This window comes from Gordonia effusa NBRC 100432 (genome assembly GCF_000241305.1).
In the GTDB taxonomy this organism is placed as follows: domain Bacteria; phylum Actinomycetota; class Actinomycetes; order Mycobacteriales; family Mycobacteriaceae; genus Gordonia; species Gordonia effusa.
Genome location: NZ_BAEH01000108.1, coordinates 1 through 10,765 on the forward strand (window position 1 = coordinate 1; position 10,765 = coordinate 10,765).

Here is a 10,765-nt window from a genome sequence, read left to right on the forward strand (position 1 = left end):
TATGCGGCGATTCTTTCCGCGTAAACGGCAGCGCGACAAGGCTATCCGCGACGGGTGGCGGATTGAGACTGACGACGTATCGGGCAGTCGGGCCGCGAGCATCGACCTCGATGCAACTGTGACAGCAGATCCCACCCAACTAGCAGGGAGATAGTCAGTGTCCAACACCAGTTCCGAAGGTTGGGGCGTGATTCGTCCCACCGACCGCAAGGCGCACTACTACCGCAACGGACGCAGTCTGTGTGGTCGTGTGGGGTTCTACTTCGGCGAACTAGACGCCGATACGGGCGCTGTGAGCACAGCCGACTGCGCGGCGTGCAGCCGCAAACTCCATGCAATCCCCCTCACCCCAGAACGCCCAAGCAACGGCACCGACTTACCGACTCCCTCGAAATCGGGAACATCGGGCTCGACGCACGAAGGTAAGGAGGCTGGGACTCGACGCATGCCTACTGGCTTCCTTGCTGATCAAGTGGACGACGCTGGAATCGACATGACTAGCGGCGGAGAGAATGATGACTAATCCGACAGACCCGAATGTCTCCCCCACGAGCGCCATACTGGGGTACTCCCTGGGGGCCGATGTGTGCGGCGGCATCCTTATCCCTGACGCTAGTGCCACTGGCGTGAGCGCTGGCCGGATCTCAGCACTCATGCATCTGGCAGATCCGAAAGCGCAGACCTACCAGGTCGGTGACCGTGTTCGATTTATCCCACGGGCAGGCGATGGTACTCGGTGGTGGACAGTCCGGGCCAGCAATGAGCAGTATCTGGTTGCCACCCGCCAAGCCGAGTTCCGCCCTAAGGGCAAACTTCTGTACACCGTCGTCGATCTCGTCGGATGGGAGCATTCGTACAACAATGCAGGGCCTGGGCTGGTGCGCTCGTCCTTGAATACGTTGGGTGGCGGATGGGAACTTGGACCCGATGGTGAAGGCGCACAAGGCATTCTGGACGTACTCGTCTCCGGAAAGTGGGAGCTGTCCCGTCGTCGAGCGGTGAGCGTTACTGACATTGAGGTGGCGCCGCGATGACAACACCTGATAGCCGCTGGCCGACCTCCGAATCACCGACGATCCCCGATCTTCCGCGGCCAACGTCGCACCTCGCCTACAGTCAGACACATTTTGCTGCGGCGACCGATGCCACACCGACGACAGTCGACCAGGAGGCGGTGGTTGCTCCTGCTCCGGCTGGATTCACGCCGCTGCCGGGGACACGTGACGCTGGCATCGCTCAGCGTGTCTCGGGGGACGCGGTTGTGAAATTGTGCGGTGCGCTGGTCATGGTCAGCGTGTTGGTCGTCGGCTTCACCTGGCTGGTGACCTTTGCGGTAAACCAGGTCGCGACGACTACTCACCGGTTGGGCGAAATTTTGAATCCGAACGCCGCAGCGTGGCAGCCGATTGCGCCGGCTACAGCAATCTCGTGGTCGCTAGCGGCCGTCGTGACACTCGTCGTACTCGTGGTGTTGATGGCGCATTTGGTGCCCAGCCCCCTGTTGTTTTATGTGGCTAGTGCCGTTCTTGGCGCGGGCGTTGTTCTCGTGCTGATGTCCAATGAGGGCGTTGGGGCACCGGTGATGATCATCGCTGGGCTAGTGGGTGTGGTGTCGATCATTGGTGTGTCGATTCCCGGTCGTTACTACGTGGACCTTCTGCACTCTGGTCGGCGGCAATGACACCTCGAAGGTCACGTGGGGCGAGTGGCAATTTTGCCGTGTCTGCACAGGCCACGGCCAGGCGACATCGAAATTCACTGATCTGCATCGTGACCTGCGAGTTTAGTGCGTCGGCGCGCCTCCACGGGGGGTGGTCTCAATCATGAAACGATCGAGTCGCAATTTGTACCCACTAACAGCTTGGAGGTCCAGGGTCCGCACACCACCGTAGGCGCGTAGATCGCGCCACTACCGGAATAACTACATAGCGGAGGACTCAGCCCCAGCGCGCAGCGCGCTATGCCCCCCGAAGGGGGTGTTCACAGGGACTTGGTGAGGGTCGAAGTTGGCGCTTCGACGAACTCGCATCGAGTGGGATCAGATAGGAACTGATTCCCGAGTCTTCCAAAGAGACTTGGAAGGATTTGTCGTGGTAGACATCTCCGATAGTAGCTTGCACCCCAAAAGCGGTGCAAGTACCTCAATCGTGTCGCCCGATTCCGCAGGTGGCACGGACCTACTACCAGCGCCCCATACGTCCGGTGACGTGCTTGCCGGCGTTGATGTCGATGCCGAATTCGCCGCGCTGATGGCACGCACTGCCGAGCGGGCACGGCACTATGAACAACTCAATGAAGCGACCGATCAGCGTGGCAACGTGTGGTCACTGCCGGCACCTGAGTGGGTCCGACAGTTGCCGATGTGGACCAGCCGCGCGGAGTGGCAGCAGCAGCTGCGCTCACTGCTTAATTCTGAGTTGGGCGCACAGATCGCGGCCAAATATCATGTGTCAGTCGAGTACGTCTTCGCCACGGGCGTTCAGATGGCCTCCTTTGCTGACCATGAGACCGGTCGGCACGTCACCGTGGGGCTCACGGCCCTTCAGCGGCGTACTGGGCTCACCGAGTCGCAGGTGTACCGCAGTCGGCTCGCCCTGGCCGATCTAGGGTGCGCGCGTGAGGTGGCGCGTGGGCGTTGGCTGACCACCGATGAGCGTGATGCCGCCGAGAATTGGCATGGCCGCAAACAAGCACGGGCGACAAGCCATTGGGTACTGATTCCACCGCGGCCCAGTGCCCAGCGTCGGCGTAGTCCGTCCCCTCGCAAGCGCCAGTCATTCAGGGTGCGAATGCGGTCTCAGCGCAAACCTACGACTTATCCACAATCGCGGTCGCGTTGTGGCCTACCCCGTAGGGGTCAGTCTTTAGCTTTTAGGGTTTTGTATTACTTGGACTCACCTACGCACGCGTACACGCGCGCGAGGTCCAATTCTCATCGACCAGGGATCGCGGCGTTGCGCAGTGCAGGGCAGCTGCTGACGGCGATCCCCGCACTGGCCATCTCCTACCAGCCGCCACTGGCGCATCCCACCGCATCGACGACGAGCAACCCGGACAAGCGCCGGCGCCATACCGGCGAGCTGGGAGATGTCATCGCACGCAGTGGACTAGCTGGCGTTGACGGGCGCAAGATCGCCCGCGCCATCGAGGCCGAGGGAATCCGGCGAGGTTGGTGCTGGCCCGACACGATCTCCAATCCGCCGGCGTTTCTCGCTGAGCGCTTACGCATGCTTCCCCAGTCTGACCTGCTTACACTCACCAATTCCCGAGAGGAAAACCTATGACGATCACCGTCTACACCAAGCCCGCCTGCGTCCAGTGCCATGCCACCTACAAAGCTCTGGATAAGCAGGGATTGCCTTACGACGTCGTCGATATCAGCGAGAACGCAGATGCTCGTGAATTTGTAAAAGAACTGGGTTACTTGCAGGTCCCGGTTGTCGTTGTCGATGGCGAACACTGGTCGGGTTTCCGACCGGATCGCATCAAGGCGGTTGCTAAACGGGCCTCAATGTTGTCACCGGTGCCGCATGCGGTGTCGGGTTAGTCCCAGGTGATTCGCAAGTCTGAGATCGATTCAAAGTGGAATCCGGTGTCATCGTCGAACCCGCCGAAACTGCCGTAGTTCGTCGAAGCGTGCTCCTCGATGATGGCGGTAGCCCGATCGTAGTCGTCGCTGGCCAGCGCATGTGCCAGCGACGATACTGCTGCCGAATCCATAGAGTCGAGTTCGGGGCTACCGGGACCGAAGGCAAAGGAGCGTGATTGGCGGTAGTCGTAGTCGCCGCCCTCCCACCGTGCGTGGACGCTGGCTGTGAAGGTGATGCGGGGACGTGCGCCAGACGGGATGCCACTTTCAACGATGCGCTGATTCACGCTCTGTTCGGAGCGGCGAGCAGATGCGTCGGGCAGCATGCTATGTGTCTTACCTGCTTGCCACTTGCGCACTGCTGAGGGCGATCGGCCGATCGTGGCGGCAGCCTGGTCCACTCCCCCGAGTCGGGTGATCTCGGCATGGCGGGCTACCAGATCGGCGACATCGCGGTGTGGAATGCGGCCAGTCTGTTTCCAACGCCGAAATGTCCGGGGGGATGGTGGTGTTCGGCCGGCCGCGCGGGCGGCTTGGCGGGTTTGTTCGTAGCCGATCGTGGTGAGGTCAGCCTGTGGGCCACGCGGGGCCATGCCGGTACGCCCAGCGCCAAGACCTTGCGCGGCAGTGGTATTGATGGTGACCGGCTTGTTTTCGCTTGTTGTGGTCAGTGCGATCGGCGGATCGTCGGCGTCAACTTTTTTCGGGCGCCGCCTAATCTGTGCCATCAGATGTCCTCGGTGTCATCGCCGGAGGCGTCGGGCGAGAACGCGGCGCTGATTGCGGTCCGAACTGCCTTGACGCGCAGGGGGTTTGGCTCAGAGGGGCGTTCAAAATGAGCTGCCTCGTAGAATCGCGCCAGATCATCGGCGGTAAGTTGAACCTGTTGCGCGACACCATGTTTGTGCTCGATGCGGAACTTTCCGAGGTGGGGACTGTCGTCGGCAATTGCCGCGTCAACTGGCGCTAGGTAGGTCCAGGCGTCGGTCTGTCCTTTGATGGGCCAGATCCCGTAGGTGTCAGCGAGTTTCATAGCTTTAACCCGGTTGCGGTGGCGTGCGTGGGCGACGATCGAGGCCCGCCACAGTGGTTGATAGTGGTGGCGCAATGCCTTTGTGTTCTCGTCGAATTGCAGCCGACCGATGAATCCCTTGTAGATGTCAGCAACCATCGCTCGCAGGGCAGGGTCATCGCCGGCAGCTTTGAGTGCGCCATGGATGATCTCTTTCCATCGTTTGAGCACTAAGCCCTGGTGTTCGGTGATCCAGCATTCGGTGATTCCCAGGTCGACGAGGTCAAGGCCAGCGCCGCCGGCGTCGACGGGCGCGGTCAGCGAAATGAGTGTTTCGGTGGTGACCCAGGTATCGACGTCGCGGTCATATCGCATACGAGGATGCGGCAACGGCAGGCGGTCGGGCAGGTCCAGCCTTTGAGCGGCGGGCAGACGCACACTCCACACGCCGAACGGGATCTCACCGTCGCTGTGGGCGGCGTCATCGGCGGCATCACCGATCAGATGATGCAGATCGCCGTAGCCGAGGTTGACCATGCCCGCTGAGGCTAGATACGAGGCGCGTTGATCGATGGCCACCAATACGGGAAGTTCACCGTCGAATTCTGTTTCATCGGGATAGAGAAGCCATTCGCGGACCCACCCGATGTGCGGTTCAAGATCGCCGGCGACACTTACCGTTGGCGGGATCGGCAAGGGGGCATCGACGACGATTCCCGCCCGCCGACGTGCCTCCGGGGTGGTAGCGGCCTTATGCTTTCGCTGGCGCTCCCGATAGATCTGGTCAGCTACCACCTGCCCTGTGCGGGCTGGGGTATTGCCCGGTAGCACGCCTAAGTGGTCGACGTGAAAGATCAGGCGTCGAGCCAGTTCCGCGGCCGTGGAATGGTCATCATCGAAGTCGATCAGGGTGCCAGCGCTCTCCGACCCAAGGATGCCCAGTCGGTCATGGCTGCTGCGGGCGGTGACCATCGCCCACATTTCCAAGTGGACGTCGACCATGTACTTCTTGCCGCCCTTGAGCCGCGACAGATGCAACCGCCAGCCGATTTCTCCCGATTTGGGCACATATAGGTGCCAGCCCTCATCATTGGCGTCTGCGGCCAAATGAGGACCCAACAGTGCGTGGGTTTGTTGGTCGAGTCGTGCGATAGTTTCGCCTACGTCTTCGCCCTCCTCCCCTGGGTCCACATCGTCAGGACCCCACCCCAGCGCTTCGCAGGCACCGCCGATCAACCAAAGCTGCGGCGGCAGACCAGCGGCACGCAAATCAATCCGATCGGTGGTCCAGTCCAAAATCTTCACCAAGTCAGCGATAGAACTCACCGGCTTAGCGATATACACCCGCCCAGAGGGACTGAGTACCTTCTCTGACGTCACAATCACCGCATGACGGTCTGCGGTCATCTGGTGTCGTTGGCTAGACACTCGCTGAACCCTTTCTGAGTACATGTATGCATGCATACATGTACTGGTGTTCTATGGTTGCTTACTGCGGATTTCGTCGGCGGTGGGAGCTTTGAGCGAGTCAAATAGGGCGTGCAGTGCTGCGCCTGTGATGTCGGTCTTCTTGTAGCCAAGGTTCCGGATCACCCATTCGAGGCGCAGTTCGGTGTCGATCTCAATCTGAGTGGAGAACGCGACCTTCTTGGGCTTGTTGGCCGCTGATTGTAGTTGCGGTGCTGCTGATTTGGGCGGGGCGGGCTGCTGCGGTTGAGTCGCGCTGGATTGAGGCTCGCGTGGTGCTGGGGCGTCGTTTGTGGCATTGGCAACTTCGTTGCCTGGGCTCAACATTGATGCGAGCCCAGTTTTCTCTTCGCGGGCTTGGCGGCGGGTCGGTCTGGTTGATTGAGCGCCGATTCCGGTGGTTGACATGTGTAACTACTTCCCTTCTTGACGTGCGGAGATCCGGTTAATGAGCGTCTGGGTGGCGGAGTGGTAGTCCTTTGCGGCGTAGGAATCTGGTCGGTGAACTGAGACGGGGACTTGGCGAGCTTTGGCTTCGCCAACGCGGACGGTTCGCGAGATTTCGCCGAGATATTCGTCAGCCCAGTCGCGTTGCAAGTTCCTTCGGATGTCCTTCGCCAGTGCCGATCGGCCGTCATAGTTCGCAAGCAATACGTGTCGAATGTCTACGGAAGGATTGAGTAGGTCTTGCGCCTCATACACGGTTTCGGCCAACCTGGTTAATCCCTTGAGTTCGTCAGGACCACCTGGTGCGACCACGGCCATGACATCCGTCGCAGCGGCAAGAGCGGAGATGGTCAGCGAACCTAGTGACGGTGGGCAATCCATCACGACGATGTCGTAGTCATCGGCCACGGTGGCCAATGCGACTTTCAGACGATTCTCACCGCCTGGCCCGAGGCCGCTTTCATCGAGTTTGTACATGCTGTCATCTGCGGGGGCCACATCTACCCCTGAGTTGGACTTCTTGATGACATCAGCAAGAGGCATCCGATCGGAGCGTGCTGGCGTAAGAACCTCGTAGAGCGTGCCATCGGAGTCATCGATAGTGATGCCTAACCCATCAGTGGCGTTCGTTTGAGGATCTAGGTCGAGCAGCAAGACTCGATAGCCAGCCATGCTGAATTCGTAGGCCAAATTGATAGCGGTCGTCGTCTTACCCACTCCCCCCTTCTTCATTGCAACGGCAAGTGCATACAAGTCTGTTGGCATGCCAGTATTCATACCTTAATGGCGTCATGTTGTCAAACATTCAGCCATGCAAGACTGCATGTTGGAGTGTATGCAGGTTAGGAGTCATACATGCTCACTTTCTTACATGTATACATACATGTAAGAAAGTGAGCTTTGGCTGCAACGTTGCAGCTCAAGAGGGGCGGTTGCCGATGGTGCGCACCACTGTCCATGCGGGCGGGCAGTCTCGAAGTCTTGCATTACTGCCTAGAAGTAGGTAGTTTTGCAACATGAGTACCGTGAATGTGCCTATGTCCGTGGCCTCTCGCAAAGGCGTGTCGGCGCTAGCCGACCTAATTGAGGAGAACAGGGTTGCACTGACGAGCCATGGGAGGGTGGTTGCGGTCGTCGATTCGCCAGCGCGCGTTGACTCTGAGGCTCGCGAGGTCCGCAACGCAGCCTGGGCGGTCGTCGAGGCGGCTGCCAGCCTCGCAGTCCAACGATCGCCTCGACTTACTCTGGACGAATTGTGCGCCAAGGTCAGTGTCGCCCCCGAACGCGTGCGCCAGCGCGCCAACGAGTTGCGTGCACAGTCGCATGCGCGGTAACGAACGACTTCCCGACGATCAAGCTGAGATCGTCTTCTCTGAGCCGTTCCTGCTCTACCTCGATGACTTGACTCCTGACGAAAGAGAATCAGTGCTCGTCGAGGTTGTTGCCCTGTGCGACAACCCAATCGGCAAGCACCCCTTGAGTAACAGGTCATCGGTTGACCGCCTGGCTGGCCTCAACACGGTCGAAGTGCTCGGCCGCAAACATCGCGCCATCTTCTCTGCGCGCATCGAGGGTGGGGTAGGGCTCATCGAAGTGATCTGTGCTGGCCCGCGCACTGGAAACGCTGTGTACGACGTCGCCAATGCCCTCGTGCGGTCCGGGCACCTCACTGAGGAAGAGGTTACGCAGCTCTGGGACGCATTGGCGCTCCTCGACGTTGTCGCTGAGGCCGTAGGGCTCGACGGTTGGGACTATGCGCCGCCGCAGGCTGAGGCGCATCTGGTGCGAGCGCTGGTGCAGCTGGGATTGCTGCCTGCCGCCCTCGCAGAAGTACTCTCTAGGGCCGAGGCCGAAGCTGCGATGCGCGACGGCTACGACCAGGCGGGCCAGCCAGACATGGCCGCTGCATTGTCTGCCGCAATACGTGCGGCCCGCACTCGATCGGATTACCAAGACGCCACCGACATTCTGCGTCGCCGAACCGAATCACGATGTGCCGCAGCAATGCCCCGCGCCCGTGCAACCTGTGTCCGCCGGATCGGGCACCCAGGCCCTCACCGCGCACGATGAACCCGCCGAAGCCGCTACTGAATGAAGGGATTACATGATGAGTTTCAGCGTTGGCGATCGGGTGGTGACAACCATTGGTGAGATGTCGCCATTTCGGGATGTAGAGAACTTGCCGACGCCATTGGTAGGCAAGGTTGTACGAGTCCGCGGCATTGATGTCAGGGTGGAAGTTACCGGTCCCGGCAATTGGGCTGGCGAGACGATCGAGTTCACCTCAGACTTGTTGAAGCACATCGACTAGGTAGCTGGGATTGTCGACCGGGGGTCAGGGATCGCCAGAGGCTGGTCGTGGAGGTCGACGAAAATCGGCGGAGTGCGGCCTAGTCCGTTCAGCCATTGCGCGAAGGCGCTGCGGTGATTGCTCGGGTCGAGGGGAGTGGTGTAGAAGCCGGCGGCAGCCAGCGCCGCGTGGAGTTCTGGGGCGAACCGTTGAGTCGGATCGTTTGATCGGGGGATGTCTAGCCACAATTGGACAGGCCCTTGTTCGATGATGACGGTGTATATGTCGCGCCGCCCGTGGTCGTGGCCCGGCGATGTGCAGTAGCCGTCTGCTTCGGCGGTGTTGCGGTCCAAGTACACGCGTGCTCGTCGTGGGTGATCTAGCCACGGGATCGTGTGGTCATCAAGATAGGTGAGCCACGCGCGTAGCGGATGCGCGGCAGGGTTGCCATCACGGCCGCTGAATGGGCCGGGGACGACCTGACCTAAGCCCTCGGCGGCGATCGTGACAACAAGCCGATCGGCGATGAAGTCGTATCTGCCGAGGTCAAGGAGCGGCCAATCATGGGTGAATTGACTATTCTCTTCCACCACGGCAAGGCCGTCATCGAGATACACGCGACTCGCTCGTGAGGAAACAATGCGCTTGGCGAGATCGGTAGCCAGACCGATTCCGGCAAGCTCGCGGAACGCGTTTGTTGGTCTGGTGCCCTTGTACCCGACTTGGACGTTGTCGACGATTACCCATTCCTCGTCGAGGCAGCGAATCATCATGTGGGGCCGTGACAGATGGTTGCCGCTAAGGAAAACGGTTGGTTCAAGTCTCGACATGTGGACTACATCGTAATCGGCGAAACTGGCGATGATCTGCACTGGTCCACCGTGTGCGGCTACGAACTCCTGTAACTCGATTCCGCGGCATGCGGGCACGCGATAAAGGGGTTCTGGGATCTTGCGGCCTGCCGCTCGTGCTTTCGCGACTAGTTCAGTCATGTGGCTCGGTGACACGCCAGCCTTGCCGGCCGACTGGGCTTTCGTTTGGCCTAACTCACTCAGTGCTTCCGTAGTTGCTCCTATATCGAGAGCCGCTCGATCAAGTGCGTGCTGGAGACACATGCGGCGATCGCGCATTCCTTCGAGTTCCCGATTTAATGCTTGCTTGGTCAGATGGGGCACCATACACGCATGGTACATTAGCTCAATAGATCGTGAGTAATTGATGATTGGGGTTGTGGAATGCCGAAGATGGACGAAGCGGAACGCGTAGTGCGTGAGATGGTTGCCGCCGCCCGTGCAGGTGAGAAGATTGGGTCGGTTAAGAGCATCTGTGACGCGACAGGGTTGTCGACCGGCGCCAGCATCGCAGTGGTGCAGAGTTTCATCGCGCGAGGGTTGGTGCGAAGTACACGCGGCCCAAATGGCGGGTATTGGCGGACGGATACGCCAATGAAGGAGGTCAGTGTGGGTGACGAACTGCTGACTTTGAGTGCGGAACTAGAGGACATCAACAGTCGACTTAAGTGGTTGGGATCACGGGTCGTAGCGCAGATTGCCGAAGACGGTCGCTCTGTCACGTTCTTCTTTCATCCTCCCGCAGACGCTCCGGTCGCTTCGTTCATGTATGCCGGCAGAGCTATGGATATTCGTGCGCTGGGGGTAAGAGACCAGGACGGCCGGAACCAGTACGTCGTTAATGAAGGTGCTGGTGTTGTTGGCGTGGTTGGCCTCGCAGGTGATTCTCCGACTGATGATGATCTGATTGCAGCAGCCACTGCCTTGCTCGGCGCCGGGTTCGGTTGGCGCGATCGCCGGCACCTTGACGACAGATTCAGAGAACCGTTCGCGGCGCGAGCCTCCCTGTCGCGATTGAACCGGGACGACGCGATGAGGATATGGGGCGATTCCCTTGATTCGGGAGATGAAGCATGACGATTCGCGAAGGTGAGTTTGCTTCTCGTGTT

At 59.9% G+C, this 10,765-nt stretch carries 14 protein-coding genes; 9 read left to right on the forward strand and 5 right to left on the reverse strand.

Annotation, left to right across the window (positions count from 1 at the left end):
- Positions 1-157: 157 nt before the first annotated feature.
- From GOEFS_RS19020 to nrdH, 5 genes are all read left to right on the forward strand, one after another.
- Positions 158-523 carry a hypothetical protein gene (locus GOEFS_RS19020; protein ID WP_007319577.1) on the forward strand — a complete coding sequence of 122 codons (366 nt, stop codon included), beginning with the start codon at positions 158-160 and terminating at the stop codon, positions 521-523.
- Positions 516-1,034, forward strand: a complete 519-nt coding sequence (locus tag GOEFS_RS19025) for a hypothetical protein (RefSeq protein WP_138918070.1) — start codon at positions 516-518, stop codon at positions 1,032-1,034. Before GOEFS_RS19020 ends, GOEFS_RS19025 begins: the two co-directional genes overlap by 8 nt.
- Entirely contained in the window at positions 1,031-1,681 is a 651-nt protein-coding gene (locus GOEFS_RS19030; protein ID WP_007319579.1) for a hypothetical protein, read from the forward strand. The genes GOEFS_RS19025 and GOEFS_RS19030 overlap by 4 nt, the downstream gene beginning before the upstream one ends.
- Before the next feature lie 466 nt (positions 1,682-2,147).
- Positions 2,148-3,284, forward strand: a complete 1,137-nt coding sequence (locus GOEFS_RS19035; protein WP_138918071.1) for a hypothetical protein — start codon at positions 2,148-2,150, stop codon at positions 3,282-3,284.
- On the forward strand, positions 3,281-3,547 hold the full coding sequence (nrdH, locus tag GOEFS_RS19040; protein ID WP_007319581.1) for a glutaredoxin-like protein NrdH: 267 nt from the start codon (positions 3,281-3,283) through the stop codon (positions 3,545-3,547). The genes GOEFS_RS19035 and nrdH overlap by 4 nt, the downstream gene beginning before the upstream one ends.
- Here nrdH and GOEFS_RS19045 read toward each other — a convergent pair.
- From GOEFS_RS19045 to GOEFS_RS19060, 4 genes are all read right to left on the reverse strand, one after another.
- Positions 3,544-4,317, reverse strand: coding sequence for a hypothetical protein (locus GOEFS_RS19045; protein WP_007319582.1), 774 nt, complete (start codon positions 4,315-4,317; stop codon positions 3,544-3,546). The genes nrdH and GOEFS_RS19045 overlap by 4 nt on opposite strands.
- Positions 4,317-6,008 carry a hypothetical protein gene (locus GOEFS_RS19050; RefSeq protein ID WP_007319583.1) on the reverse strand — a complete coding sequence of 564 codons (1,692 nt, stop codon included), beginning with the start codon at positions 6,006-6,008 and terminating at the stop codon, positions 4,317-4,319. The genes GOEFS_RS19045 and GOEFS_RS19050 overlap by 1 nt, the downstream gene beginning before the upstream one ends.
- A gap of 72 nt (positions 6,009-6,080) precedes the next feature.
- Positions 6,081-6,476, reverse strand: a complete 396-nt coding sequence (locus tag GOEFS_RS19055) for a hypothetical protein (RefSeq protein WP_007319584.1) — start codon at positions 6,474-6,476, stop codon at positions 6,081-6,083.
- 6 nt (positions 6,477-6,482) lie between these two features.
- Positions 6,483-7,280: a ParA family protein gene (locus GOEFS_RS19060; RefSeq protein ID WP_245549908.1), complete on the reverse strand. Its 798-nt coding sequence runs from the start codon at positions 7,278-7,280 to the stop codon at positions 6,483-6,485.
- A 251-nt stretch (positions 7,281-7,531) separates the two neighbouring features.
- On the opposite strand from GOEFS_RS19060, the gene GOEFS_RS19065 reads away from it, so the two are divergent.
- From GOEFS_RS19065 to GOEFS_RS19075, 3 genes are read left to right on the forward strand one after another with little or no spacing between them, the layout of a single operon-like run.
- Positions 7,532-7,849, forward strand: coding sequence for a hypothetical protein (locus GOEFS_RS19065; RefSeq protein ID WP_007319586.1), 318 nt, complete (start codon positions 7,532-7,534; stop codon positions 7,847-7,849).
- The gene (locus GOEFS_RS19070; RefSeq protein WP_040525606.1) at positions 7,839-8,585 is read left to right on the forward strand and encodes a hypothetical protein; all 747 of its coding nucleotides are present in this window, start codon (positions 7,839-7,841) and stop codon (positions 8,583-8,585) included. Before GOEFS_RS19065 ends, GOEFS_RS19070 begins: the two co-directional genes overlap by 11 nt.
- 37 nt (positions 8,586-8,622) lie before the next feature.
- Positions 8,623-8,826: a hypothetical protein gene (locus GOEFS_RS19075; RefSeq protein ID WP_138918072.1), complete on the forward strand. Its 204-nt coding sequence runs from the start codon at positions 8,623-8,625 to the stop codon at positions 8,824-8,826.
- Here GOEFS_RS19075 and GOEFS_RS19080 read toward each other — a convergent pair.
- The gene (locus tag GOEFS_RS19080; RefSeq protein ID WP_138918073.1) at positions 8,823-9,797 is read right to left on the reverse strand and encodes a hypothetical protein; all 975 of its coding nucleotides are present in this window, start codon (positions 9,795-9,797) and stop codon (positions 8,823-8,825) included. The two genes, GOEFS_RS19075 and GOEFS_RS19080, sit on opposite strands and share 4 nt — an antisense overlap.
- A 468-nt stretch (positions 9,798-10,265) precedes the next feature.
- Between GOEFS_RS19080 and GOEFS_RS19085 the strand changes: the two genes are divergently transcribed.
- On the forward strand, positions 10,266-10,733 hold the full coding sequence (locus tag GOEFS_RS19085; RefSeq protein WP_245549909.1) for a hypothetical protein: 468 nt from the start codon (positions 10,266-10,268) through the stop codon (positions 10,731-10,733).
- The last annotated feature ends 32 nt before the right edge of the window (positions 10,734-10,765 follow it).

What these genes read in the sequence shown, in the direction of transcription:
- GOEFS_RS19025 (WP_138918070.1), top strand. Translation starts at nt 516, where the DNA reads ATGACTAATCCGACAGACCCGAATGTCTCCCCCACGAGCGCCATACTG.
- GOEFS_RS19030 (WP_007319579.1), top strand. Translation starts at nt 1,031, where the DNA reads ATGACAACACCTGATAGCCGCTGGCCGACCTCCGAATCACCGACGATC.
- nrdH (WP_007319581.1), top strand. Translation starts at nt 3,281, where the DNA reads ATGACGATCACCGTCTACACCAAGCCCGCCTGCGTCCAGTGCCATGCC.
- GOEFS_RS19045 (WP_007319582.1), bottom strand. Translation starts at nt 4,317, where the DNA reads ATGGCACAGATTAGGCGGCGCCCGAAAAAAGTTGACGCCGACGATCCG.
- GOEFS_RS19050 (WP_007319583.1), bottom strand. Translation starts at nt 6,008, where the DNA reads ATGACCGCAGACCGTCATGCGGTGATTGTGACGTCAGAGAAGGTACTC.
- GOEFS_RS19055 (WP_007319584.1), bottom strand. Translation starts at nt 6,476, where the DNA reads ATGTCAACCACCGGAATCGGCGCTCAATCAACCAGACCGACCCGCCGC.
- GOEFS_RS19060 (WP_245549908.1), bottom strand. Translation starts at nt 7,280, where the DNA reads ATGCCAACAGACTTGTATGCACTTGCCGTTGCAATGAAGAAGGGGGGA.
- GOEFS_RS19065 (WP_007319586.1), top strand. Translation starts at nt 7,532, where the DNA reads ATGAGTACCGTGAATGTGCCTATGTCCGTGGCCTCTCGCAAAGGCGTG.
- GOEFS_RS19070 (WP_040525606.1), top strand. Translation starts at nt 7,839, where the DNA reads ATGCGCGGTAACGAACGACTTCCCGACGATCAAGCTGAGATCGTCTTC.
- GOEFS_RS19075 (WP_138918072.1), top strand. Translation starts at nt 8,623, where the DNA reads ATGAGTTTCAGCGTTGGCGATCGGGTGGTGACAACCATTGGTGAGATG.
- GOEFS_RS19080 (WP_138918073.1), bottom strand. Translation starts at nt 9,797, where the DNA reads ATGACTGAACTAGTCGCGAAAGCACGAGCGGCAGGCCGCAAGATCCCA.